General features: G+C 64.1%; 21 protein-coding genes and 1 pseudogene. 11 read left to right on the forward strand and 11 right to left on the reverse strand.

The features are described 5' to 3' along the window. Positions 1-5 precede the first annotated feature (5 nt). Together CXP40_RS13045 and CXP40_RS13050 are read left to right on the forward strand one after the other, a co-directional pair. Positions 6-956 (forward strand): LysR family transcriptional regulator, encoded by a 951-nt coding sequence (locus CXP40_RS13045; RefSeq protein ID WP_106734080.1) that lies wholly within the window; start codon positions 6-8, stop codon positions 954-956. Beyond that, positions 943-1,575, forward strand: a complete 633-nt coding sequence (locus CXP40_RS13050) for a UbiX family flavin prenyltransferase (protein WP_106734081.1) — start codon at positions 943-945, stop codon at positions 1,573-1,575. Before CXP40_RS13045 ends, CXP40_RS13050 begins: the two co-directional genes overlap by 14 nt. A 41-nt stretch (positions 1,576-1,616) precedes the next feature. Here CXP40_RS13050 and CXP40_RS13055 read toward each other — a convergent pair whose 3' ends face one another. After that, complete coding sequence (locus tag CXP40_RS13055) at positions 1,617-2,393, reverse strand: alpha/beta fold hydrolase (protein ID WP_106734082.1); 777 nt, start codon at positions 2,391-2,393, stop codon at positions 1,617-1,619. Positions 2,394-2,469: 76 nt separating this feature from the next. Here CXP40_RS13055 and CXP40_RS13060 point away from each other — a divergent pair, with 76 nt between their 5' ends. The 3 genes from CXP40_RS13060 to CXP40_RS13070 all read left to right on the forward strand — a co-directional run bounded on the left by CXP40_RS13060 (position 2,470) and on the right by CXP40_RS13070 (position 5,413). Beyond that, positions 2,470-3,435: an XdhC family protein gene (locus CXP40_RS13060; RefSeq protein ID WP_106734083.1), complete on the forward strand. Its 966-nt coding sequence runs from the start codon at positions 2,470-2,472 to the stop codon at positions 3,433-3,435. 150 nt (positions 3,436-3,585) lie between these two features. Further along, complete coding sequence (locus CXP40_RS13065; RefSeq protein WP_106734084.1) at positions 3,586-4,449, forward strand: AraC family transcriptional regulator; 864 nt, start codon at positions 3,586-3,588, stop codon at positions 4,447-4,449. 199 nt (positions 4,450-4,648) lie between these two features. Then, positions 4,649-5,413: a sulfite exporter TauE/SafE family protein gene (locus CXP40_RS13070; RefSeq protein WP_106734085.1), complete on the forward strand. Its 765-nt coding sequence runs from the start codon at positions 4,649-4,651 to the stop codon at positions 5,411-5,413. Between the two features lie 129 nt (positions 5,414-5,542). Here CXP40_RS13070 and CXP40_RS13075 read toward each other — a convergent pair whose 3' ends face one another. The 4 genes from CXP40_RS13075 to CXP40_RS13095 all read right to left on the reverse strand — a co-directional run bounded on the left by CXP40_RS13075 (position 5,543) and on the right by CXP40_RS13095 (position 10,900). Next, on the reverse strand, positions 5,543-6,004 hold the full coding sequence (locus CXP40_RS13075) for a GNAT family N-acetyltransferase (RefSeq protein WP_106734214.1): 462 nt from the start codon (positions 6,002-6,004) through the stop codon (positions 5,543-5,545). 999 nt (positions 6,005-7,003) lie between these two features. Continuing rightward, positions 7,004-9,163: a TonB-dependent receptor domain-containing protein gene (locus tag CXP40_RS13085; RefSeq protein ID WP_106734086.1), complete on the reverse strand. Its 2,160-nt coding sequence runs from the start codon at positions 9,161-9,163 to the stop codon at positions 7,004-7,006. A 176-nt stretch (positions 9,164-9,339) separates the two neighbouring features. After that, a complete protein-coding gene (locus tag CXP40_RS13090; RefSeq protein ID WP_092378993.1) occupies positions 9,340-9,828 on the reverse strand; it encodes a carboxymuconolactone decarboxylase family protein in 489 nt (162 codons plus the stop codon). Between the two features lie 118 nt (positions 9,829-9,946). Beyond that, complete coding sequence (locus tag CXP40_RS13095; protein ID WP_084341262.1) at positions 9,947-10,900, reverse strand: AraC family transcriptional regulator; 954 nt, start codon at positions 10,898-10,900, stop codon at positions 9,947-9,949. Between the two features lie 146 nt (positions 10,901-11,046). Here CXP40_RS13095 and CXP40_RS13100 point away from each other — a divergent pair, with 146 nt between their 5' ends. From CXP40_RS13100 to CXP40_RS13110, 3 genes are read left to right on the forward strand one after another with little or no spacing between them, the layout of a single operon-like run. Next, complete coding sequence (locus CXP40_RS13100) at positions 11,047-11,436, forward strand: hypothetical protein (RefSeq protein ID WP_003464871.1); 390 nt, start codon at positions 11,047-11,049, stop codon at positions 11,434-11,436. Beyond that, complete coding sequence (locus tag CXP40_RS13105) at positions 11,420-12,649, forward strand: MFS transporter (RefSeq protein ID WP_003464869.1); 1,230 nt, start codon at positions 11,420-11,422, stop codon at positions 12,647-12,649. The genes CXP40_RS13100 and CXP40_RS13105 overlap by 17 nt, the downstream gene beginning before the upstream one ends. Before the next feature lie 22 nt (positions 12,650-12,671). Then, positions 12,672-14,933: a TonB-dependent receptor gene (locus CXP40_RS13110; protein ID WP_177429662.1), complete on the forward strand. Its 2,262-nt coding sequence runs from the start codon at positions 12,672-12,674 to the stop codon at positions 14,931-14,933. A 43-nt stretch (positions 14,934-14,976) separates the two neighbouring features. Here CXP40_RS13110 and CXP40_RS13115 read toward each other — a convergent pair. Next, a pseudogene (locus tag CXP40_RS13115) lies at positions 14,977-15,288 on the reverse strand (MFS transporter); the annotation flags it as partial. 101 nt (positions 15,289-15,389) lie between these two features. Next, positions 15,390-16,301 (reverse strand): LysR family transcriptional regulator, encoded by a 912-nt coding sequence (locus tag CXP40_RS13120; protein ID WP_106734089.1) that lies wholly within the window; start codon positions 16,299-16,301, stop codon positions 15,390-15,392. A gap of 140 nt (positions 16,302-16,441) precedes the next feature. Here CXP40_RS13120 and CXP40_RS13125 point away from each other — a divergent pair, with 140 nt between their 5' ends. Together CXP40_RS13125 and CXP40_RS13130 are read left to right on the forward strand one after the other, a co-directional pair. Then, positions 16,442-17,185, forward strand: coding sequence for an SDR family oxidoreductase (locus CXP40_RS13125; protein ID WP_106734090.1), 744 nt, complete (start codon positions 16,442-16,444; stop codon positions 17,183-17,185). Between the two features lie 83 nt (positions 17,186-17,268). Continuing rightward, entirely contained in the window at positions 17,269-17,838 is a 570-nt protein-coding gene (locus CXP40_RS13130; RefSeq protein ID WP_106734091.1) for a flavin reductase family protein, read from the forward strand. A gap of 12 nt (positions 17,839-17,850) precedes the next feature. On the opposite strand, the gene CXP40_RS13135 is transcribed toward CXP40_RS13130, so the two are convergent. After that, positions 17,851-18,462: a LysE family translocator gene (locus tag CXP40_RS13135; protein ID WP_106734092.1), complete on the reverse strand. Its 612-nt coding sequence runs from the start codon at positions 18,460-18,462 to the stop codon at positions 17,851-17,853. A 94-nt stretch (positions 18,463-18,556) separates the two neighbouring features. Here CXP40_RS13135 and CXP40_RS13140 point away from each other — a divergent pair, with 94 nt between their 5' ends. Continuing rightward, positions 18,557-19,537: a GlxA family transcriptional regulator gene (locus CXP40_RS13140; RefSeq protein ID WP_106734093.1), complete on the forward strand. Its 981-nt coding sequence runs from the start codon at positions 18,557-18,559 to the stop codon at positions 19,535-19,537. Between the two features lie 81 nt (positions 19,538-19,618). On the opposite strand, the gene CXP40_RS13145 is transcribed toward CXP40_RS13140, so the two are convergent. The 3 genes from CXP40_RS13145 to cobJ all read right to left on the reverse strand — a co-directional run bounded on the left by CXP40_RS13145 (position 19,619) and on the right by cobJ (position 23,057). Continuing rightward, positions 19,619-20,218 carry a LysE family translocator gene (locus CXP40_RS13145; protein WP_256579383.1) on the reverse strand — a complete coding sequence of 200 codons (600 nt, stop codon included), beginning with the start codon at positions 20,216-20,218 and terminating at the stop codon, positions 19,619-19,621. 77 nt (positions 20,219-20,295) lie between these two features. Beyond that, positions 20,296-21,135, reverse strand: coding sequence for an AraC family transcriptional regulator (locus CXP40_RS13150; RefSeq protein ID WP_106734095.1), 840 nt, complete (start codon positions 21,133-21,135; stop codon positions 20,296-20,298). A 272-nt stretch (positions 21,136-21,407) separates the two neighbouring features. Beyond that, entirely contained in the window at positions 21,408-23,057 is a 1,650-nt protein-coding gene (gene cobJ / locus CXP40_RS13155; protein ID WP_106734096.1) for a precorrin-3B C(17)-methyltransferase, read from the reverse strand. Positions 23,058-23,131 lie beyond the last annotated feature (74 nt).

Here is a 23,131-nt window from a genome sequence, read left to right on the forward strand (position 1 = left end):
TCGTGATGGAGCTGCGCCAGCTGAAGTACTTTACCTGTCTGTACGAGGAAGGCTCCGTGACCAAGGCGGCGCAGCGGCTGAACATCGTTCAGCCAGCCCTGTCGATGCAGATTGCCAAACTGGAAGAGGAACTCGGTCAGCCTCTGTTCGAGCGTACGCCCAAGGGGATGGTCCCCACCGAGGCCGGCGTGCAGGCCTATCGCCTGTTCATGCCGATCCTCGGTGAGCTGCTGGAGGCGCGACAGACCCTCATCGATCGTAGTGGCGAGATCGGCGGCCGGATCAACGCCGGGTTGATCGCCTCGGCCGCCAACCAGGCTTTGGCTAGTACCCTGGCCTACTTCGTCGAGCATCATCCGGACGTCGAGCTGCAGGTCAGCTACGGCTACAGTCAGGACCTGATCGACCGCGTGCTGTCCGGCGCGCTGGATTTCGCGGTGATCAACCAGAGTTTTCAGCAGGAACACTTGCACCGTACCGACATCCTCGACGAGGAACTGCTGGTAGCGACCGGTGCTACGACCCGGCTGCGCCTGCCCACGCCGATTCCGCTCAGCGCACTGGGTGGCCTCAAGTTGGTGCTGCCTTCGCGCCGTCATGGTTTGCGCATGGTCATCGATCAGGCACTTGCCGCGCATAGTCTCGAGCTGACGCCGCACCTGGAGTTGGACGACCTCACGGTGATCGAGAGCTTCCTGCGACGTAGCGACTGGATCAGCGTGTTGCCTGCCACCGTCCTGCAGCGCGGGCTGGAGGAGGGTGCATTGCGCGCCTATCCGTTGGCGGCGCCAGGGATTACCCGGCGCATGGTCTGTGTGCATGACAGCCGGCGCCCGCTGACGCCGGCGGCGACCTTGTTCATCGACATCATCAGCAAGACGCTGGCAACGGCGCTCAATGCCATCCATTTCTACAAGGAAGGCGCGACTCAGGAATCTGACCATGATCTCAGTTAGCCCCCGCCCGCAGCGGCTCGTCATCGGTATTTCCGGCGCCTCCGGCGCCATCTACGGGGTGCGTTTACTGGAGCTGTTGCGCGACACGCCCGTCGAGACGCACCTGGTGGTGTCCAAGTCGGCGTTGATCACGCTGGCTCACGAGACAGGTCTCTCCTGGTCGCAGCTCAAGCCGATGGCCAGCGTTTCTTACTCCAACCAGGACATTGGCGCGGCGATCGCCAGTGGCTCGTTCAAGACCATGGGCATGATCATCGCGCCTTGCTCGGTGCGTTCGATGTCGGAAATCGCCAGCGGCGTCACCTCCACCTTGCTGACGCGCGCCGCCGATGTTGTGCTCAAGGAGCGTCGGCGCCTGGTATTGATGGTGCGTGAGACGCCTCTACACCGAAATCATCTGCGCACCATGACCGAACTGGCCGAGCTTGGCGCCATCATCGCTCCACCTGTGCCGGCTTTTTACGCCAAACCTGCTTCGCTGGCAGAGATGGTCGACCATACGCTGGGCCGTGTGCTCGACATGTTCGACATCGAGCTCGGCGTGGTCAAACGTTGGCGCGAAACGCCGGAAGACCTGCCCACCCTCGACGAAGTCGAGGCGAGCACCTGCGAGCGCTGATGAACATGAGCGCTGCGGTCATCAGTCAGGCGTTGGGTGCTTCAGCGATCCAGCGTTGCCCGGAACTCATCGATCAGCTCCAGCACGCGAGCGCGGGCCTGGTTCTGCGGAAAGTGCCGGCAGTGTTCAAGCAGCAGCGTACGGCATGGGCCACTTACCATGGCCGCGAGGGTTTGCAACTGGGCCGGGGTGGCGAACTCGTCTTCATCACCCTGGATGGCGAGCACGGGCACCTGAATGAGAGGCAGGGCCGTGTGGAGATTCCAGGTGGCGAAGTCCGGGTTGAGCCAGGTGTCGCTCCAGCCGCGGAAGGCGCCCTCGAGGTTGCTGCCGTGGTAGGCACGCAGACGTTCGTGCAGGTCGCCACGGGTGTATGCCTGGACCGTGCGGCGCACGCCAGCGACGCTGGCAGGCTCGACGTCTACATGCGGTGCCAGTACCACGACGCCCTTCACCCGTGGGTCCTGGCGAGCGGCGTAGGCGAGGGCGATGGAGGCTCCGTCGCTGTGACCGACCAGAATCACCTGATCGAGTGCCAGGCCATCAAGCACATGTTCGAGTTCCTGCGGCCCGTCCTGGCTCAGGTAGTCGAGTGGACGCGGCAGCGTCACCGGGCTCGAGCGACCATAGCCCTGCCGGCTGTAGACCAGTACTGGTGCGGCACAGGCATCGGCCAGTTGCGCTGGAAAGTCTTTCCACAGGTCAAGGCTGCCAAGCCCCTCATGCAGCAGCACGAGCACCGGTCCCTGATCTGCTGGCCGCAGAAGCTGGTATTCAAGACGGGATATGCGGGTCTCGAGAAACTGCCGATGCGTCATTACGTGCAAGCCTGTCTGACTGAAGAGGCGAAGGTTAACCGATTTTCACGCTGGGTCCGGCGAGGGAGCGTTGAACATGCGCCAGCTTGACCTTCACGTGATGGATAGCGCCTTGCAGTGGGCGCGCGATGGGCATCCGCTCTGGTTGTGTACGGTGCTTTCCACCTATGGTTCGGCGCCACGGGCGCCCGGTGCGATGTTGGTGGCACGCGCGGACGGCCAGTTCGTCGGCTCGCTGTCCGGTGGTTGCGTCGAGGAGGCTTTTCTCGAAGCGCTGGCACGCGGTGAGCTGCAGGCGCCGGCACAGATCGTTCGCTATGGCGAGAGCGACGACGAGCGTCAGCGCTTACGACTGCCGTGCGGCGGCATCCTTCAGGTTCTGGTCGAACATCGGCTGCCTGACGAGCACTGGCTTAATCATCTGCAGGATGTCAGTGCTGCTCTGCTTGGCCAGCGTCGGCTGGTTCGCGAGCTCGATCTCACGAGCGGTAAATTCTCACTGGCGCTCGATCTGGGGGGGGAGGCTACTCAGGTGCACGCGGAACAAGTGCGTGTCCGTGTCGGCCCAGCACTGCGCCTGGTGCTGGCCGGTCTGTCGCCCGTGGCCGAGTTCTGTGCCAGCTTCGCTCGCGCCATTGGCTGCGAGGTGATCGCCTGTGACCCACGGGAGGAGATGAGCGTGCATGCTCCCCAGGGCGCCCGGTTCTACCCGCGGATGCCATCAGAATTCATTGCCGCCGGAAACTGCCATGAAGCCACCGCGGTGGTCGCCCTCACTCATGACCCGCGTATCGATGACCTGGCCCTGATGGAGGCGGTACGCACGCCAGCGTTCTATATCGGAGCCATGGGCTCGCGGCAGACGTCCGCCCGTCGAGCTGAACGCCTGGCTCGGGTGGGTGGCCTGAACGAGGAGCAGATTGCGCGTATCCATATGCCTATCGGTCTCGACCTCGGTAGCAAGACTCCGGCCGAGATCGCGCTCTCGGTGATTGCCGATGTCTTGCGGGTATACCATGGCAAGGCGCGCGATGAACTCTGAAGCAGAGGAGGCTTTCCTCCTCGATATTGATCCCTGTCGATCCGTGAGTGCTGCAGCCGGTATCCAGACGGATAACCACCGCATCGCTAATGTGAGTGACTATGAGTCACCCAGCACGCCGTCGATCCATCGAATCGGAAGGAGTTAGCAATGTCTGTCGCACAGCGGGTCTTTCACGGCAAATTCGGTCGGGTCGCTCTGCTCGACATGGATCGCCCTCTGGTCACTCACTCACATCATGAGTGCCATGTACTGGTAAAGGCATCCGGCGCGGATACCTTCTTCAACGTCAATGGCCGTCAGGTGCCTTTGACCGATCGCTGCGCGGTGCTGGTCAATGCCTGGCAACCTCATTATTACGACTTTCAACCGGGCGCTGAGCAGACACAGATCCTCGCGCTCTATATCGAACCTGCCTGGCTGGCCGAGGCGCAGCAATCCCTGGCATTGAGTGCACACCCGGGCTTTTTCGTGCAGCCATGCATCGAGCTGAGCAGCAAGAACCGGGCAATGGCTGATCAGTTGATCGCAGAGGCCTGCAGTGTCGGGCTGGTGCCGCGTGAACGCATCGAATTCCTGCTGTTCGATTTCCTTATCGAACTGATCGAGGATTACTCGCAATGGCGGCAGCTACGCCGTCTTGGCGCCCAGGTGTTCCAGGGTTTTCGCGATACGCGCATTCGCCGCGCCTGTGACTATCTGCAAAGTCATCTCGATGATCCCGATTGCATTGGCAACGCGGCACAGACTGCGGGGTTGTCCCGTGCGCACTTCTTCACGCTGTTTCGCAAGGATACCGGCATGACGCCCGCTCTGATGCTCAACGATGCGCGTATGCGCCGCGCGTTCCTCTGGTTGGAGCGCGAGCGAAGCGGCACCCTTGGCCAGCTCGCCGAGAACCTTGGATTTTCCGAGCAGGGTCACTTCACTCGGTTCTTCAGACAGCATATCGGCGCATCCCCAAGCCAGTATCGGCGGGTAGTCGATAGCTACAGTCCGAGTCTCATGGAGTGAGGACGATGCAGTGATGAGCTCATTTTTCAGCGGCAGATGCAGGCATCTTTCCTGGCGGTATGTGACCACGTAGGCAGGTTCAGGACATGCTTCCTGATTTAACGCATTCCCTCGCTGAAGGCCGCCTGTAGCACTGTTAGCGCGCCGTCTCGCTGCGAAGTATCCGCCCCATCGATTCCTTATAGAAGGTTGAAGCTCCATGCTGTCTGCTCTGCATGCGATTGACACCGTTCTTCTGGCTTATGTCTTCGGCGTCTTTGTACTGGGTGGGGTGATCAAGGGGGTGTCCGGGTTCGGTATGCCGCTGGTCACCGTACCGCTCATTGCTCTGGTCGCGCCTGTACCGACGGCTGTTGCTCTTTCCTTACTGCCAATCATCATTTCCAATATCAGCCAGGGGTATGAGTGCCGCCGTCACTACCACGTGCTGGGCTTGGTTTGGCCGCTGCTGATCAGCCTGGCAGTGTCGCTCGGTCTGGCCGTCCAGTTGCTCGGCAGTTTTCGTCCGGAGGTGCTGGCCATCATCATCGGGGTGATGATCCAGGTCTTCGTGATCTCCCAGTTGACGCCCAATCCTCCGCTCATTCCGCCACGCTGGCGCTTCGGTACTTTGATAGGCGCGGGGCTGAGCAGCGGGCTTCTCGGTGGGATGACGTCTTTCTATGGCTTTCCGGCGTTGCAGGCGCTGTTGGCCCTGGGGCTTGGGCGTAACGAATTCATCCTGGCAAGCAGCCTTTTCTTCCTGGTGGGGTCGGTGATTCTGGGGGCGGGTCTGCTGATGCAAGACATTGCGTCCCCCATGCACCTCTTGCTCTCGCTTGCGTGCGTGCTGCCCACCCAGCTGGGTATGTCACTGGGAGAGTTCATTCGCGAGCGCCTGTCACAGGCGATGTTTCGCGGCATCACCCTGGCGGTGCTATCGGCCACTGGTCTGGCAATGATCGTGCGTGCGCTAACAGCCTGATGTAGCCATGAGCAGGGTTGGGGTTTCCGTTCGACTTACAACCAGCTCCAGGAAATGCCGGTATACACGCCAACCCCTTCGCTCGGCGTACGGTGGCGGCATCGCGTTTAACGGTCTGTTTGCGCAGCTTTATCCATAAGCCTGCAGCGTCTTTTCCATCACGATGGTGCGTTCTGCCCCGTGTGATTCATCGCGAACTTTGCGATAGCCCAAGCCGGCGTAGAAGCCTTCTGCGGTCAGCGATGACGGCACCAACAGCCGGGAAATACCAGCATTCAGCGCTTCTGCATGGAGTGTCTCCATCAGCCGGCTGCCCACGCCGTTGCCCTGGTGTGCAGGATCGACGAAGACCGTTCTGACAACATCGCCGTCAAGGCTGGCGGTGGCGATCAGATCGTCTTGCATCGAGGCGACGAAGACCCTGCGTTTGTCGAGCAGTGCAGCCACCGCTTCGGGTGTGAAGCTTTTCTCGACCTGAGCGATCACTTCGGGTGGATAGTCCTGAGCATTCGACTCACGTAACGCGGCGATCACGATACGGCTGATCGCTGTTGCGTCGTCCTTTGTTGCAAGCCTGATCATGCAGTCCATGCTGTTCTCGTTCTGTTGTCGGTCAACGACTCGGGTGGTGGCGATGTTGCGGATTTCTTTCTGATAGACCCGCATGTCACGCGCCTGATAGTTGGCCAGCGCAGCCGGATGATCGAAGGTGCACACGTATGTCGAAAGAGTGCAGATTTATTTATATCTCAGGAGTCATTAATACGTGGTGGACAAGAAAAGCGTTGTCCACCCTACGTGCTTCTTTGTCTTTAGACGCCAAGGTAGCTTCGTATCACCCATTCCTCTTCAGCGCCTGCCGGTGAGATACGCGCCCATTCGCCCATAATCTCGTAAACAGCAAGCTTCTCACCGAATACGAGTCTTCTTATACGGGGAGATGTCCGTGACGGTAATGCGTAGGTGAATGCTGCATCGGTTTGAGCATGCCCCCAGGCGACTACGTTGTTTGGCTGAGAAATGTCGTGCGTGAGTGGTGATTTGGATGGCTGAGGTGGGATGTGCGACGGCTTCGTTGTAGTCAGGGACTGGCGAATGACCCACTCATCTGGCTGCCCAGTTTCAGAGATACGTATCCAGTCACCTATCTGCTTATAGGTACGTACCATTTCTCCAAATGCTAACCGCCTCAGGCGTAGAGCTGTATGGGCAGGGGCACTTACGGAGTATGTGTCATCACCTTGTACGTACAGGTCGGATGCTGGTGTAGCTTCATAAGATGTAGCAGAAGGTTGCGTCCGCACCGTTGGGGCGGGAGCCACATAGTTAGACGATCCTATGCGGCAAGTCTTGTTCCAAGAAATGCATGAGTTACCGCATGGTTGGCTATTTCGGCAATTCTTGGCCCAGGCGTCTGTAGTGATTAGACCGAGCAAGGCCAGGAAAATAGGTAAGACCCTCATGGCCAATCCGTAGCGTAGTGAAAGAAGGCACTAGGCTACTGCTGAATGAGCCAAGCGGATAGGTGGGGGTAAGTAGGGTGGAAAACCGCGAAGCGTTTTCCACCATCTCCAATTCAGTCCCGTCGTCTTACAACCAACTCCACGAAACCCCCGTATACACCCCAAACCCTTCCCCTGGCGTGGAGCGCGCCACATCCGCGCCGTTGTCGTTATAGCCCGGCGTCACGGTGGCGGCGTAGCGTTTGTTGGTCAGGTTGCGCAGGTCGAGCCAGGCCTGCCAGTCGTCCTTTGGCGAGGCATAGCCGAGGGTGGCGCCGAAGGTGGCGTAGGCATCGGCGTAGTAGGAGTTGGCGTAGTCCACCGCGGCCTTGGAGGCGTACTGGGTGTTGAGGCCGGCATAGAAGCCACTCGGGTGGTCGTAGCGAACCTCGGCCTGGTAGTAGTGGCGCGGTAGGCCGGGCAGGCGGTTGTCGCCGAATTCGTCGTCGTCGCGGTAGTGGAAGTTGCTGAAGGTGTAAGCCTGGCGCAGGCTCAAGGCGCCGGCCGCGCCGCCTTGCCACAGCGGGCTGGTCAGGCCGGCTTCGATGCCCTGGTGCACGGTGGGGCTGGCGTTGGATTCGGCGAAGACGTTGTTTTCGATCTCGACGGTGAGCAGCTCGTGCCGGACTTGCGAGTAGTAGTAGGTGAGCTCCCACTGGCCCAGTGCGGACTCGCCGCGGCCGCCGACCTCGAAGGTAGTGGCGGTCTGGTTGTCCATCGAGATCGGTGCGCGTTGCCGAGACGCGTACGGCTGGTTATTGACCGGGAAGCGTAGTGGCGAACTCCAGATCATCGACCAGGCATGTGGCGGTTCCACCGAGCGGCTGATATTGCCGAATAGCTGCACATCGGGATTGAGCTGGTAGCGCAGGCCGATACGCGGTGCGTAGTCCCAAGTGCTTTCGTCGAGCTTGTCGTCTGTGGCTGGCCAGGTCACCTGCACTTCGCGGCGGGTATGAATCAGCGCCAGGCCACTGGTCAGCCACAGGTCGGGCGTTAGCTCCAGCTCGTTGCCGATATGCAGCACGGTGTCCGAACCCAGATGTTCGTAAGCGCGCATCAGGGTGCCGGCTGGGTAGTTCACCGGAACGCCGACAACAGGTGTCACGGTGATTGGTAACGCGGCGTTCTCCTTCGACTTGCTGCTGGGCAGCGTGGTGGTGCTACGGAAACCCAGGGTCGTGGTGCTGTTAAGCCCGAACAGGGTGTGTCTGCGGGTGTAATTCAGCGTGCCGCTGACGTCGCTGTAGTCCACGCGAACGCGGTAGGTGTTGCCGTTGGGCGAGCTGTTCTCGACGATATCCATCGGGTAATGGTGATAAGCCAGGCCCGCCACCAGGGTCGAGTCATCGTCGATCTGCCAGGTGGTCTTGTTGGCCAGCCAGGTGCTGCCGGGCTGGTCGCGGTAGGCGTCGATACGCAGGTTGTTGGCGGCTGCGGCGCGTGGGTCATGTTCGATCTGCGCCTTGGTCAGACGGCCCGGTACTTCGTGTTCGGTCTCGCGGTAACGCAGGTAGAAGCGCGTTTCCAGGTTCTCGTTGAGGCGGTAGCCGAAGTTGGCGGCGAGGCCTTTGCCCTTACCTGAGGAATGATCCTGATAGCCGTTGGTTTCGCTGTCGGTCAGGGCGAGGAAATAGTCGAAATCGCCCAATACCTGGCCGGAGGCGATGCTGCGCTTCTGGTAGCCACGGCTGCCCGCTTCGTAGCGCAGTTGCAGCTTGGGCGCGGTGTAGCCGGTGTGGGTGATGTAGTCGATGGCGCCGCCCAGGGCCAGCGAACCACGGTCGAAGCCGTTGGCGCCGCGTAATACTTCGGCGCGACTTATCCACAGAGGTTCCAGCAGTTCGTAGGGCGTGCCGCCGGAGCCGGTCAGTGGCAGGCCGTCGAGCATGATATGGGTGCCGGAGGCGTGCGAGCCGGGGCCGCGGTTGATGCCCGAGCCGCGCACGCTGATCTTCACGCCTTCGTTGCCGGGGGACTGCGCGTAGACGCCTGGCTGGTAGGCCAGCACATCGGCGACGCCAGCCACGCGGCCTTGTTCGACCTTGGCCATATCCACCACATTGGTGGCCCCGGGGACGCGCTTGAGCTCCTCGCGCGCGGCCTCTACTTCACTTACCTGTTCGCCGGTGACCTGCAGTGAATCGAGTTGCACGGGCTCTTCGGCGAAGGCGCTGTGGCCGCTCAGGCAGGCGAGGGCGAGCAGGGTGAGATGGGCAGGTTGGCGGGAAAACGGCAGGGGCAGCATGCAAGGGCTCCGTTGAGCGGGCGGCGAGAGTGTCTGATGGAGGCCGACGAGGATTCGTCACGCCAGCGCGGTGCTGGCGCGGGGGCACATCATGCCGGTTTTGCCCGTGCTGTGCAGCGGGCGGCTCAGGGAGAAGCAGGGGCCGCGCGACTGGCGACCGCCCCTGTGGATAACCTTCAGGCCAGACCGGCCTTGTCCAGGCCGAACTGCTTGTCGGCGGAGCCGGGCACGGTGCGGAAGGCCACGTTGAGGCGGTTCCAGCCGTTGATGGCGACTACCAGGAAAGTCAGCTCAGACAGTTCCTGCTCGGAGAACTGCTCGCGCACGCTGGCATAGATGGCGTCGGACACGCCGTGCGGCGACAGCTGGGTCAGGGCTTCCGTCCACTCCAGCGCGGCGCGCTCCTGCTCCGAGAACAGTGGCGACTCACGCCACACGGCGACATGGTGCAGGCGCAGTTCGCGGTCGCCATGGATCTTCGCTTCTTTCACGTGCATGTCGACGCAGAAGGCGCAGCCGTTGATCTGCGAGGCACGCAGCATGACCAGGTGGGCCAGCGGCGCAAGAAAGGGGCTGCGGGTCAGCAGCATGGAAAACTCGGCATATTTGCCGGAAGCCTTGGGGGAGAGTGCGAAGTAGTCGAGGCGCTGGCTCATGGTGATCATCCGTATCCGCGTTGAGGGGCGCGATGGCGTGACGGCCTGCCCCGGTAGCGGTGAATCTACGCAGCAGTGGCCCAGCCACATAGATCCAATTGTGCAGATTCGGATTGACCCACTTCCCTCAGCGACGAGCCTGCGACGGTGGAAAGCCGTACTCGCGCTTGAAGGCGGCGCTGAAGCTACTGAGGTGCTCGTAACCGGCCAGGTTGGCTGCTTCCTCCACCGACAGGCCCTGTTGGCGCATGGCCTGGTAGGCACGTGCCAGGCGCTGGCGGCGCAGGTAGGCGGCGATGGTGATGCCGTTGCGGCTGCGGAAGGCATTCTGCAGGTCGACCGGGTTGGTGCCGAGCTGGCGCGCCATGTCGGCGATGCTCAGGGTGTCCGCTTCGCCACTGTCCAGCCACTCCTTCAGGCGTAGCAGGCAGCGTTCGAGATGGCTGCCGAGGCGTTTCTCCGGCGGCGCATCGATGCCGCGCAGGATGTCGCAGGCCAGATCCAGGGCGAAGCTCTCGCGTTGCAGGCGTTGCATCAACGGCGGCAGGCTCGCGTCACGCTCGAGCAACTGGTGGGCGCGCTGGAGGATGTCCACCGAGGGTTGCCAGGGCAGGTTGTGCCAGTGGCTGCGGCTGAAGCGCAGCAGGGCGTCGCTGCGCAGTTGGCTGCCGAGGGCAAAGTGCTGCAGCCAATCCGGGGTGATGCTCAGGCACACCTTGGTTTCTTCGCGGCCGCTGCGCCAGTGACGCTGGAACTGGTCACTATCGGTGAGGTTGACCAGCATGGCGCGCTGGCCACCGGGGCGGGCGTCGAAGTGCAGGCGCTGGCGCGGCAGGCTGACTTCGGCTTCACCCTGCAGCAGGAAGGCGGCGGTGATACCCGGTGTCAGGCGGTTGTCGCTGCTGGCGTCGACCAGATCGCGGCTGTGGCTGAAGTACAGCACCAGGCCTTCGCTCAGCACTTGCACTTGTTGTTCGCCGTCGAGCACTGGCTGTTCGCCCGGCAGCTCGCGCTGGAAATACAGGTTGCCGCCCAGGGTGTGGGCGACATCGCTGAGCTGACCGCAGGTGAGGATCGTCATGCTGGCTTGACCGATGGAAGTTTCGTTGCGGCTAATTTTTCCTTCTTTTCGCCTAAGCGCGCAACATTGTTCAGAATTATTCTCATGTGCAATGAGGTCGCAACCGTCTTGGTTGCGTCACCAACGATCATGGGAATCACACAGCGATGGGTTTGCTCCTCACGCAAACGGCAGTGGTCGAGGCGGTCTTTCACGACCAGGTCGACGCGGCGCAGATACGCCAGTGGCTGGACGGCATCGAGCGTCTGATCGAAGACCGCCAGCCGTTCTTCTTCATTTCCAGTACCCGCGAGGGCAGCACCCTCGCCGAGGATTACCGGGCCATCCAGGGCGTCTGGTACAAGCAACACAAGGCGGCATTCCGAGAGGTTTGTCAGGGGCTGGTGCGCATTGCCTGTGATGCCGACGAGCAGACCCGTCTCGACACCCCGGCGCTGCATGCCGCCTGGGGCGTGCCTTATTTCGTCACCCTGGACAGGACGCACGGCTATCGCTGGATCGCCGAGCGCATGGTGAGTCATGCAGCGTCCGTCTGAGCAGGTGCCGGTGACCCGGCTGGCGCTGGCGGTGATCGTGGTGCTGTACCTGGCCCACGCGCTGCCGCTGTACTTCTTCAACGTGGCGATGCCGGCCATTCTGCGTAGCCAGGGTGTCGACCTGCGCTGGATCGGCATGCTCTCGCTGCTGTACCTCCCATGGGCGTTCAAGTTTCTCTGGGCGCCGCTGGTCGACCGGCATTACCTGCACAGCCTCGGCCGGCGCCGTACCTGGCTGTGGCTGACCCAGGCGGCGCTGGTGGCCGGCATTCTGCTGCTGGCGCTGACCGGGCTGGAGCACGGCCTGCTGCTGTTCGTGCTGGTGAGCCTGTGGATATCCACCTTCGCCGCCACCCAGGACATCGCCATCGACGGCTACACCGTGGAATCGCTGGCCAGCGACGATCATCGTCTGGGCAGCATGGCGCAGAGCATTGGCGTGGCCTTGGGCAGCATGTTCGGCGGTGCCGGCGTGCTGTGGCTGTACCAGGTGGTCGGCTGGCAGAGCGCGCTGCTGACCCTGGCCGGCCTGAGTGCCCTGACCATGCTGGCGGTGGCGCGGGTCGATGACCGCCTGCCGGCGCAGGCCGAGGCGGCCAGGCCGGGATTCATCGCCACCTTCAAGCGCCCGGAGATCCGCTGGGCGCTGCTGCTGATCCTGGTCTATCGCCTGGTCGAGGCGCCGGCCATGGCCATGCTCACGCCGATGCTGGTGGATCGCCAGTGGTCGCTGACGCAGATCGGCTTGCTGATGTCTGTAGCCGGCGCCAGCGTCGGGCTGCTCGCCGCCGTGGCGGCTGCACGCCTGTTGCAGCGCCAGCGCGCGGCGACCCTGCTGCTGCGCGCGGGTTGGCTGCGCAGCCTGGCCTACCTGGCGGTCGCCGGGCTGCTGCTCAGCGGCCTGGCCGATGGCTCACCGCTGTGGCTCGGCGCCATGGTGCTGGTGCTCCTGGCCATCCGCTACCTGGCGATGACCAGCCTCTACGCCCTGTTCATGCAGCTGTGCTCGCGGCAGCAGGCCGGCACCGATTTCACCGTGCTGGTGTGCTTCGAGCTGCTGGTGTTCTTCGTCGGCGGTTCGCTGTCGGGCTTCCTCGCCAAGGGCCTGGGCTACGAAACCTATTACCTGCTGCTGGGCGCACTTTCAGTGCTCAGCGTCCTGCTCTGCAAACCTATCGTCCGGTCGATCCAGGCCGGCTCCGGCAATCATTGACGCGCTTTCTCTGGGGGAAACCATGAGGCATCTTTCGGCATCCATGCAGGTCACCTTGCTCAGCCTGGCGGTAAGCGGCGCGCTCCATGCGCAGGCCGATGACACCGCGACCAGCCAGGTCAAGGAACTCGGCCCGATGGTGGTCACCGCCACCCGTTCGGCCAAGAGCATCGCCGAGATCGCCGGCACGGTGTACAGCATCGACCGCGAGCAGGTTGCCGAGCAGGCCGCTGCCGGCCGTTCCACCGCCGATATCCTCGGCCAGTTGGTGCCCTCGCTGGCGCCGAGCAGCGGCACCACCAGCAACTACGGCATGACCATGCGCGGGCGCACCGTCCAGGTGATGATCGACGGCGTACCGCTGACCGGCTCGCGTGACGGTTCGCGCCAGCTCAATAGCATCAGCCCGGCGATGATCGAGCGCATCGAGGTGATCTCCGGTGCCACCAGCATCTACGGCGCTGGCGCCACCGGCGGCCTGATCAACATCATCACGCGTAACGCCGACGACGAAACCAGTGACTTCAGCAGCCGCATCGGCCTGCGTACTCCTGGCAAGGCGGCGCGTGACGCCATGGCCTACGAGGCCTCGCAGACCGCTGCCTTTCACCATGGGGCGATCAGCGGTTTCGCCGGCCTGAGCTTCACCAAGCAGGGCGAGATTCGCGATGCCGACGGTGATCGCATCGGCCCGGAAATCTCCCAGACCGACCGCCAGGACACCACCAGCTTCGACTTCAACGGCCGCCTGACCTGGCACTTGGACGACGACCAGCAACTGAGCGCCGGCGTGCGCTACTACAACGACGAGCAGGACAGCGACTACGGCCCGGACTACGGCCCCAACCTGTCGGCGTTGCTGGTCTCGAACTACCAGCCCAGCCACAACGCGGTGGACGGTTTGCAGCTCGACGACCAGCCGCGCACCCGTCATTACGGCGCCAATGTGCAATACCTCAACCGCGATTTGCTGGGTGGCCAGCAATTGACCGCCGAAGCCTACTACCGCAAGGAAAAATCGCGCTGGTTCCCGTTCGCCAGTCGTGCGGCCAATGCCGCGTTGCCCGGTGGGGTGGCCAACGTGGTGCTGCAGTCGAGCACCGACATCGACGTCTGGGGCGTGCGCACCGCCTTGCAGAAGGGCTTCGAGCTGGCCGGCCGCGATCTGCAACTGACCTATGGCCTCGATCATGAGCGCGAGCAGGATCGTCAGGACGGCCAGTTCTACGACTTCAACAGCTTCTTCACCAGCAATGGCCTGAACTACCGCGAGACCTACAGTTCCTCGATGGGCCCGGACGTGGAAGTGAGCAAGACCGGCGCGTTCCTCCAGGGCGACTACCAGCTTACCGAGCGCCTCAGCCTGCAGGCCGGGGTGCGCCGCGAAACCATCCGCAACGAAGTGGATGATTCCATCCCCTATGGCGAGGCGGTCACCGCCGCCACCGTGGCTGGCTACCAGGCGCGCACCCTGGAAGGCGGCAACGTGCGCCACAGCGAGACCCTGTTCAACCTCGGCGCGGTGTACAAGCTGACCGACACTCAACAACTGTTCGCCAATTTCTCCCAGGGCTTCAGCCTGCCCGACACCCAGCGCATGCTGCGCGACGTGCCGGCCAGCTTCGTCATCGATAGCAGCAGCATCGATTCGATCAAGGTCAACAACTACGAACTGGGCTGGCGCCTGGGTGATGCCAGCGGCCTGAACGCCGGGGTGACGGCGTTCTACAACACCTCCGACAAGGTGGTGCAGTTCAACCGCGATTTCAGCGTCTCGGTGGCCGACACCGATGAGCGCGTGTGGGGCGCCGAAGGCAACCTGCAGGTGCCGGTGGTCGAGGGCTGGACGCTGGGCGGCACCCTGGCCTACACCCGTGGCCAGTACAAGGACGCCGCCGGCAACTGGCGCGAGCTGAATGCCTTCCGCGTTTCGCCGCTGAAGGCCACCGTCTACAGTGACTGGCGCTTCCTCGATGGCTATGGCGTACGCCTGCAGGCGCTCACCGTGGGCGGCAGTGACCGCGCTTATGACGACGCTCAGTCCGCCGCGATCAGCCCAACCATCCGCGCCACCCCGGCGACCAAGATCCAGGGCTATACCGTGGTCGACCTGATCGCTCACGCGCCCTGGCTAGGCGGCGAGGTTGGTTTCGGCGTCTACAACTTGGCCAACCGCGACTACAAGACCGTCTACGGTCAGCAGGCCGAGGCCACCTACGGCGCCATCTCCAGCCTGCCGGCGGCGGGGCGTACCTTTGGCTTGAGCTACTCGGTGCAGTACTGATCGTTCAGCGCTGGTAGCTCAGCGGCCGCTTCGATGACTCCGGCAGCGCCAGGCCGCCTGCCATCAGCAGCACGGTGATCGACAGTGCGCGTTTACGTCCGATCCGATCACCGAGAATGCCGAAGACGATGCTGCCCAGTGGGCGCAGGGCGAACGACACGGCAAACACGGCGAAGGTCTGCAGCAGCGCCAGGGTCGGGTTGCCCGGCGGGAAGAACAGCGAAGCGATGGTCACGGCGAGAAAGCCGTAGACGGCGAAGTCGAACCACTCGACGAAATTACCGATGGCCGAGGCGGCGATCACCTTGTGCAAGGTGGCCGGGCTGACCTGCTGGCCCCTGTGGATAGCATTCATGCGACGCTCCTGATCCCTGATTTAGACGGCTTCAGGCAGGGTACGGAGAGCGCGGCAGGGGGAAGGCTTCTCAGGCGACGATGGCGTTGCCGTGAGCGACCTCAGCCCTGGGGAAACTGCGCCGGGTCGGAGAAGCAGGTGCGCAGGTGATCGAACACCAGGCGCACCCTTGGCGGCACCGGGCCTTGCTGCGGGCGATAGATAAACAACTGCCAGGGATCGGGTGCCTGCTCGGTCAGCACCGCCTGCAGGTGGCCGCTCTGCAGATAGGGCTGCGCCAGGTAGGCGGGCAACTGGCCGTAGGCCAGGCCGGCAAGCACGGCCTCCAGCTCGGCTTCAGGGTCGTCGCACACCAGCGCTGGCGTGGGCGGATGCAGGCTGGGGCCGTGAGCGAAGGTCCACGGCCAGGGGCGGCCGTTCTTGCGGTCGATCAGCACCGACAGCGGCCGCTGCTGCAACTCGTCGAGGGTGCGCGGCTTGCCGGTGGCTTTGATCAGTTGCGGCGTGGCCACCACCTGCAACGGCACCGGCGCCAGGGCGCGGGCGACATAGCGGCTGTCACGCAGGAAGCCGACGCGGATGCCGATGTCGATCTGCGCTTCCACCGCGTCGGTGATCTCGTCCTCCAGCCGCAGGTTCAGCACCAGTTGCGGGTGCTGCTTGAGCAAGGGCTGCAGAAAACCCACCAGAAAGCGTTTGCCGATGGCCTGCGGCGCGGTGATGCCGATGCGCCCGGCGATGATCGATTCGGTTTCCGCGTGATGGCCGCGAAACAGCGCGTCGAAATCCTCCAGCATCTGCCGGGCGCGCAGCGCATAGGCCTCGCCGAAGGCGGTGATATGCACCTGGCGGGTGTTGCGGTGGAACAGAATCTCGCCCAGTTCCTCTTCCAGCGCCTTGATCGCACGGGTCACCGCCTGCGGTGAAACCCCCAGGCGAGTCGCTGCCTCGCGGAAATTGCTGCAGTCGGCCGCGCTGCAGAAGATGCGGATCATCTCCATGCGGTTGAGCATGTCGGGGCGCCTTTGTATTCCAAAAACTGGAATAGCCTAATCCAAACTCTTCCATTCATTGAAACTTAAATCGTCTCTAAGGTGAGTCTATGTCCGGCGTATGGCGCGGACACTCCCATGAATCCAGAGAGGGCTTACTCATGAGCAATAACATTTCCGGCAAGGTCGTGGTCATCACCGGCGCCAGCAGCGGTCTGGGCGAAGCGACCGCCCGTCATCTGAGCCAACTGGGCGCCAAGGTGGTGCTGGCCGCACGGCGCAAGGAGCGTCTCGAGCAACTAGTCAGCGAACTGGTCGCCGCAGGTGGCGAGGCCGTGGCCTACCAGACTGACGTGACCCGCGCCGATGAGGTGAAAGCCCTGATCCAGGGTGCACTGGACAGCTTCGGCCGCGTCGATGTGCTGATCAACAACGCCGGGCTGATGTCCATCGCACCGATGAGCGATGTGCGCGTCGACGAGTGGGAGCGCATGATCGACATCAACATCAAGGGCGTGTTGTACGGCATCGCCGCGGCGCTGCCGGTATTCCAGCAACAGAACGCCGGGCATTTCATCAATATCGCTTCGGTGGCCGGGATCAAGGTGTTCAGCCCCGGTGGCACCGTCTACAGCGGCACCAAGTTCGCCGTACGCGCCATCTCCGAAGGGTTGCGTCATGAGGTCGGCGGCAGCATCCGCACTACCACCATCGAGCCGGGCGCGGTGGATTCGGAGCTGAAGTTCGGCAGCTCGCACCAGCAGAGCCGCGATTTCGTCGTCGATTTCTACAAGCAGGCGATCCCGGCGGAATCGGTGGCGCGCGCCATCGCCTACGCCATCGAGCAACCTGCCGACGTCGACATCAACGAGATCGTCCTGCGTCCGACCACGCAGGAGTTCTGATCCACAACCGCTGTTGCAGGCGCTTGCGATGCTGGTTCAGCCGAGCCAGCATGCGGGCGCCTTTTTCGCTTTCAGGAGCCTGCATGAGCGCCTCTATCCGTCCCGTCGACCTGACCAAGGCCTATCGTCTGCTCAACCACGGTCCCACCGTGCTGGTGTCGGCGCGTCATCAGGCTGTGGATAACGTCATGGCGGCAGCCTGGTGCTGCGCCCTGGATTTCGACCCGCCGAAGCTTACCGTGGTGATCGACAAGGCCACGCGCACCCGCGCGCTGGTCGAAGGCAGTGGCCTGTTCGCCATCCAGGTGCCGACCGTGGCGCAACTGCAGCTGACCCAAGCGGTGGGCAACGCCAGCCTGACCGATGATCCGGCGAAGCTGGCGCATGCCGGGGTCGAGTTGTTCGAGATGCCAGGCCACGATGTGCCGCTGGTGGCGGGCTGCTCGGCCTGGCTGGTCTGCCGGCTGCTCGATGAGCCGCACAACCAGCAGGCCTATGATCTGTTCATTGGCGAGGTGATTGCGGCCTGGGCGGACGAGCGCGTGTTTCGCGACGGTCGCTGGCATTTCGAGACGGCCGACCCGAGCCTGCGCAGCCTGCATCACGTGGCGGGCGGGCACTATTACGCGATTGGTGAGGCGTTGAAGGCCTGATGCCGGGCGTGCTTAGCGCGCCAGCGGCAGCGCCACGCCGATCAGCACGAAGAGCACACCGCAGCTGCGGTTGAAGGCGCGGCCCCCGCGCTGCAACCAGGGGCGTACGCGAAACGCCAGTAGCGCCAGCAGCAGTTCGACGAGGAACTCGACCACGGCGAAGGTCGCTGCCATCACCACGAACTGCACGGCCAGGCCGCGCTGCGGATCGACGAACTGCGGCAGAAAGGCGCCGTAGAACAGGATCACCTTGGGATTCGACAGCGCCGACAGCAGGCCTTGGCGAAACAGCCGGCTTGCGCTGGGGCGGACGCCGCTGTCGGCCAGGATCAGGTTCATCGGCGGCGAGCGCCACAGCTGCACGCCCAGCCAGATCAGGTAGGCGCCGCCGATCCACTTGAGCGCCAGCAGCGCGTTGGGCGCGGTCTTGAGCAGCGCACTGAGGCCGAACATGGCCAGGGCAATCAGCGTGCTGAAGCCGACCACGCCGCCGAGGATGGTGGCCAGTGCCATGCGTGCGCCATACAGTCCGCCGTGGGTCAGTGCCAACAGGCTATTGGGGCCGGGCGTGAGTGCCAGGCCAAGGGTGGCGACGAAGTAGACGAGCCAGAGTTCGAGGGCCATGCGGGTCTCCTGTTTGGGCGCGGCCAGTCTAGTCAGCGACAGGTACTTGAATGAGGTAGATTCTGGCTATTTAACGGTTGATTCTGGACGTCAAATGGCCGAAAGCCCCGACCTGCGTTTTCTCTTGCTGCCCCTGCCGGAATTTGCCCTGCTGCCGTTCGGTGGTTTTCTCGACAAGTTGCGCTTCAGCGCCGACGACGAGGACTACAGCCGCCAGCGCTATTGCGCCTGGACGATTCTCGGCCTGCAGCCGGGGCATGTGCTGTCCAGCAGTGGTGCGGCGCTGCGTATCGAGGCCACGCCGGAACAACTCGATCTGGCCGACTTCGACTACCTGGTGCTGTTCGGCGGGCGCAACGCGCAGGCCACTGCCGCGCTGGCGCCGGCTTACCAGCCGTTGCTGCGTCGCGCCGCACGCACCGGAGTGAAGCTGGTGGCGATCGACAATGCCAGCTTCCTGCTCGCCGCCTGCGGCCTGCTCGACGGTCATCGGGTGGCGGTGCACTGGCGCCATGAGGCGGAATTTCGCGCCAGCTTTCCACAGCTGCGCCTGGCTCGCGAGCGTCTGTATTGCCTTGATGGTGCGCGGATTTCCTGCGCCGGTGGCACAGCAGCCATCGATCTGGCGGTGGAGCTGCTGGCCCAGGGCAGCGGCCGGGCACGGGCGCTCAAGGGCTTGGCCGATATGCTGGTGGACGAAACGCGCAGCGGCCAGCACGCGCTGCGTTCACTGCACACCACACCGAGCGGCGAGCGCCATGTCGACCGCGCCATCGCCCTGATGCGCCATGGTTTGGCCAGCGCCGATGGCATCGAGCAGTTGGCGGCCAGCGTCGGTATCAGCCGGCGTCAGCTCGATCGCCTGTTCCACGCCAGCCAGGGTATGAGTGCGCGCGAATACTGGAACGAGCTGCGCCTGCAGCATGTGCGCTGGCGCCTGCTCAACTCCAGCCACAGTCTGGCGCAACTCGCCGACGAGATCGGCGTCGGCGATGCCAGCCACCTGGGCAAGCTGTTCCGCCAGCGTTTCGGCCTGGCGCCCGGCACCTTCCGCCGTCAGGGCGGTGTGTTGTAGGAGCCGCGCCCCGCGGCGAATGCTGCGGATAAACTCGGTATCGCGGTATCGCCGCAATCGCTTCGCGCCGGGGCGGCGCTCCTACAGGCTTGCCAGCAGCGGCAGCCACACCGAAGCCAGCAGCAATACGGCCATGCAGCGGTTGAACAGCAGCAGCCTGGCCGGTTGCCGCAACAGGCGCGCGCCGCCGACGCCCAGCACACCCCAGGCCAGCAGGCAGGGCGTGGACACCAGCAGGAACAGCGTCGCGTAGCTCGCCACCGCGCCGAACGAGGCCTGGCCGTCGAGGAAGATCGCCGTGACCGAGACGCTCATCAGCCAGGTCTTGGGGTTGATCAGTTGCAGGCCGGCGCCCTGGGCGAAGCCCTGGCGCCGGTCGACGCCGCGCTCGTCCATGCCGGCTGCCTCGGCGCGCATCAGCTTGCAGGCCATCCAACTGATCCAGGCGGCGCCGGCCCAGGTCATCGCCGTCTGCAACAGCGGGGCACTGGCTAGCAGTTCACCGAGGCCCAGCCCGACCACCAGCAGCATCAGGCTGGCGCTCAGGCTGGCGCCCATGGCGATGGCGAGTGCGATGGACAGGCCGAAGCGGGCAGCGCTGCCGAGGATCAACAGGTTGGTCGGGCCGGGGGTGATCGAGGCCACTGAAGCGAACAGGATGAAGGGCAGCCACTGGTTCATGGCTGGGCTCGGCAGGCGGGGAAAGGCATTGGGCATCGCTCCATATCGGGTATGGCGCGATTGTCCGGCTGGCTGATTCAGCGGTCTTGAAGCTTTGTGCAGAGGTTGCGGTAGGCGCCTGGGGTAAGGCCGTTGGCGCGGCGGAACCAGCGGCCCAGGTGACTCTGGTCGGCGAAGCCCAAGTCGCTGGCGACATCCGCCGGTGCCGTGCCGAGGGCCAGCAGCCGGCGGGCGCGCACCAGGCGCAGCTGGATCAGGTAGCCGTGTGGGGCGATGCAGAACGCGGCCTTGAACGCACGGCTCAGCCGAAAGCGGTCGACGCCGCAGACTCGCGCCAGTTCGTCGAGGCCGATGTTCTCTTGAAAGTGTGCATGCAGGTAGTCGCGGGCACGCAGGGCCACGCGAGGTATCTGTGGGTTGCCGGGCAGGCGCTGGCGCCAGTGCAGGCTGCGTGAGATGCGTTCCAGCAGCGCATCCAGCGCGGCGTCGCGCACCATGCGTGGCTCGTTGTCGTTCAACGCCTGCAGGGCATTGGCGATGCACGGCAGCAGGCCGGGGTCGTCCGGTTGGGTGCGTGGTACGCCGGGCAGACAGTCGGCGGGTGCCTGTTCGAACAGCGCTGGCAACGCGCGCTCCAGCCAGGCCGGCTCGAGATAGAGGGTGGAGTAGGTGAAGCCGCCCGGTGTCGGCGCATGGCCGTCGTGGATATCGCCGGGCTCGAGGAAGAAGGTCTGTCCCGGCACACTGCTGAACAGCGCGCGTCGGCAATGGAACTGCTGCACGCCCTGCTCGGTAAAGCCGATCAGGTAGCTGTCGTGCCAGTGCGGGTCGTAGGCGTGGCCCTCGAAATGCGCACGGATCACCTCGATGCCGGTATCGGCATCCTGCTTGAGGTCGACCCATGACTGCGCGTTCATCGCCTGCTGCCCGTTTGTGCTGTGAACGCTTGAGCTTACCGCGTCCAGTGCGCAGGGCTAGAAGGTTTGTGCAGGCGCCTTTCGTAGGAGCTGGCTTGCCAGCGATCAAGGTGTTCGACGGTGCCGGATCGCCCGCAAGCGGGCTCCTACAGATCGGGATACCAGCACTTGGCGCGTAGGTTTGTAAGGTGCGCGCAGACGCGCTTTTCGTAGGAGCCGGCTTGCCGGCGATCAAGGTGTCCGACGGTGCCGGATCGCCCGCAAGCGGGCTCCTACAGATCGGGATACCAGCGCGGCGTGTAGACCCACTCGCCGCCATCGGCACGGGGGAAGCGGCGGGTCTGGCTGGAGCCGATGATCACCAGGGTGCGCATATCGACCATCTCTGGGGTCAGCTCGCCGAGGGTCAGGCTGCGCAGGGCCTCGGCGGGGCGGCCAATGTCGCGGCCGAGCACCACCAGGGTCTGCGGTTCGCGGTGCTGGCGCAGCAGCTCCAGCGCGCGGCCGAGCTGCCAGGGGCGGGCCTTGGAGATCGGATTGTAGAAGGCCATGGCCAGGTCGGCGGCGGCGGCATGCTGCAGGCGTTTTTCGATCACCGCCCAGGGCTTGAGGTTGTCGGACAGAGAGATCAGGCAGAAGTCGTGACCCAGCGGCGCGCCGGCCTTGGCGGCGGTGGCCAGAGCAGCGGAGACGCCCGGCAGCACCTCCAGCTCGACGCCGTGCCAGGCCTCGCTCTGCGGGCTTTCCAGCGCCTCCATCACGGCGGCGGCCATGGCGAACACGCCGGGGTCGCCCGAGGAGATCATCACCACCCGCCGGCCAGCGGCGGCCAGCTCGAAGGCATGCGCGGCGCGCAGCAGCTCCTCGCGATTGTCGCTGGGGTGTACGCACTGATCGGCGCGCAGCGGGCCGGCCATCTTCACGTAGGTGTCGTAGCCGAGCAGGTCTTCGGCCTCGTCGAGGGCGCGGCGCACGGCGGGGGTCATGTGTTCGGCGGCACCGGGGCCGAGGCCAACCACGCTGAGGCGTCCACGGCTCTGGCCGAGGCGTTCGATATCCAGCGGCTGTTCACCCAGCAGCAGGCGCAGGCCATCGCCGATATGGCATTCGGGTGGCAGCTCGGTGGTGCTGTGGATAAAGCGCAGTGGCAGGTTCAACTCGGCTGCAGCAGCGTGTAGCTCGGCGTTGGCCATCCAGGCTTTGTCCGCGAGCAGAACGGCCAGCGCTTGCGCCGCCAGGTTGGCATCGCTCAACGCCTGCTGCAGGCGAGCCGGTAGGTCGGCGCCGGGGCGTTCGATCAGCGCGGCGGCGCAGCGCGGGTGGATCAACAGTTCGTCGGCCCTCGGTGGACGTTGCTCGGCGGTGACATGGATAACCCGCGACGCGGTCTTATCTACCGGCAGCTGCGCCGCCTCCAGCCAGGGCGCCTCGCCTTCGATACGCACGCTGTCGCCGCCGAGCAGATCGCTGACGAAGCGTTTGCCCTGCTGCAGGTCGGCCAGGGCATAACCGGCTGGCGGTTCCAGCAGACAGGTGCCGAAGCGCAGCTCGCCACTGGTGGTGATGGCCGGCGCTACGCCCAGGTAGGCGGCGATCTCGCGGGCCAAGCGGTTGACCCCGGCCAGGCCGCCGAGCAGCGGCACCACGGCGCTGCCATCCTCGGCCAGGGCCAGCACCGGCGGCTCGGCGCCTTTTTCCGCCAGCAGTGCGGCCAGGCTACGGATGACGATACCGGCGGCGCACAGCACCACCAGCGGCTGGCCGGCGCGGTACAGGGCGCGCAGGGTCTCGCCGAACTCGTCGTAGTGGCGCTCGGCGCCGTCGGCGCGCCCGCGCAGGCCGTGGATCACCGCCTGTGGATAAAGCGCCTTGAGACGTTGTGCAGTGGCCAGCGCGCTGGCGCCGAGGATGACGATGTTCATGCGGTAAATCCTGTAGCCCGGATGCAATCCGGGGAATGGGTTTCCCGGATTGCATCCGGGCTACGCTCTTGTGA

It is taken from the genome of Pseudomonas sp. YY-1 (assembly GCF_002843095.1).
Classification (GTDB): Bacteria; Pseudomonadota; Gammaproteobacteria; order Pseudomonadales; family Pseudomonadaceae; genus Aquipseudomonas; species Aquipseudomonas sediminis_A.

What these genes read in the sequence shown, in the direction of transcription:
- CXP40_RS13150 (WP_106734095.1), bottom strand. Translation starts at nt 21,135, where the DNA reads ATGAACGCGCAGTCATGGGTCGACCTCAAGCAGGATGCCGATACCGGC.
- CXP40_RS13085 (WP_106734086.1), bottom strand. Translation starts at nt 9,163, where the DNA reads ATGCTGCCCCTGCCGTTTTCCCGCCAACCTGCCCATCTCACCCTGCTC.
- CXP40_RS13130 (WP_106734091.1), top strand. Translation starts at nt 17,269, where the DNA reads ATGAGCGCCTCTATCCGTCCCGTCGACCTGACCAAGGCCTATCGTCTG.
- CXP40_RS13055 (WP_106734082.1), bottom strand. Translation starts at nt 2,393, where the DNA reads ATGACGCATCGGCAGTTTCTCGAGACCCGCATATCCCGTCTTGAATAC.
- cobJ (WP_106734096.1), bottom strand. Translation starts at nt 23,057, where the DNA reads ATGAACATCGTCATCCTCGGCGCCAGCGCGCTGGCCACTGCACAACGT.
- CXP40_RS13075 (WP_106734214.1), bottom strand. Translation starts at nt 6,004, where the DNA reads ATGGACTGCATGATCAGGCTTGCAACAAAGGACGACGCAACAGCGATC.
- CXP40_RS13140 (WP_106734093.1), top strand. Translation starts at nt 18,557, where the DNA reads ATGGCCGAAAGCCCCGACCTGCGTTTTCTCTTGCTGCCCCTGCCGGAA.
- CXP40_RS13065 (WP_106734084.1), top strand. Translation starts at nt 3,586, where the DNA reads ATGTCTGTCGCACAGCGGGTCTTTCACGGCAAATTCGGTCGGGTCGCT.
- CXP40_RS13125 (WP_106734090.1), top strand. Translation starts at nt 16,442, where the DNA reads ATGAGCAATAACATTTCCGGCAAGGTCGTGGTCATCACCGGCGCCAGC.
- CXP40_RS13045 (WP_106734080.1), top strand. Translation starts at nt 6, where the DNA reads ATGGAGCTGCGCCAGCTGAAGTACTTTACCTGTCTGTACGAGGAAGGC.
- CXP40_RS13095 (WP_084341262.1), bottom strand. Translation starts at nt 10,900, where the DNA reads ATGACGATCCTCACCTGCGGTCAGCTCAGCGATGTCGCCCACACCCTG.
- CXP40_RS13050 (WP_106734081.1), top strand. Translation starts at nt 943, where the DNA reads ATGATCTCAGTTAGCCCCCGCCCGCAGCGGCTCGTCATCGGTATTTCC.
- CXP40_RS13105 (WP_003464869.1), top strand. Translation starts at nt 11,420, where the DNA reads ATGCAGCGTCCGTCTGAGCAGGTGCCGGTGACCCGGCTGGCGCTGGCG.
- CXP40_RS13070 (WP_106734085.1), top strand. Translation starts at nt 4,649, where the DNA reads ATGCTGTCTGCTCTGCATGCGATTGACACCGTTCTTCTGGCTTATGTC.
- CXP40_RS13145 (WP_256579383.1), bottom strand. Translation starts at nt 20,218, where the DNA reads ATGAACCAGTGGCTGCCCTTCATCCTGTTCGCTTCAGTGGCCTCGATC.
- CXP40_RS13120 (WP_106734089.1), bottom strand. Translation starts at nt 16,301, where the DNA reads ATGCTCAACCGCATGGAGATGATCCGCATCTTCTGCAGCGCGGCCGAC.
- CXP40_RS13110 (WP_177429662.1), top strand. Translation starts at nt 12,672, where the DNA reads ATGAGGCATCTTTCGGCATCCATGCAGGTCACCTTGCTCAGCCTGGCG.
- CXP40_RS13090 (WP_092378993.1), bottom strand. Translation starts at nt 9,828, where the DNA reads ATGATCACCATGAGCCAGCGCCTCGACTACTTCGCACTCTCCCCCAAG.
- CXP40_RS13100 (WP_003464871.1), top strand. Translation starts at nt 11,047, where the DNA reads ATGGGTTTGCTCCTCACGCAAACGGCAGTGGTCGAGGCGGTCTTTCAC.
- CXP40_RS13135 (WP_106734092.1), bottom strand. Translation starts at nt 18,462, where the DNA reads ATGGCCCTCGAACTCTGGCTCGTCTACTTCGTCGCCACCCTTGGCCTG.
- CXP40_RS13060 (WP_106734083.1), top strand. Translation starts at nt 2,470, where the DNA reads ATGCGCCAGCTTGACCTTCACGTGATGGATAGCGCCTTGCAGTGGGCG.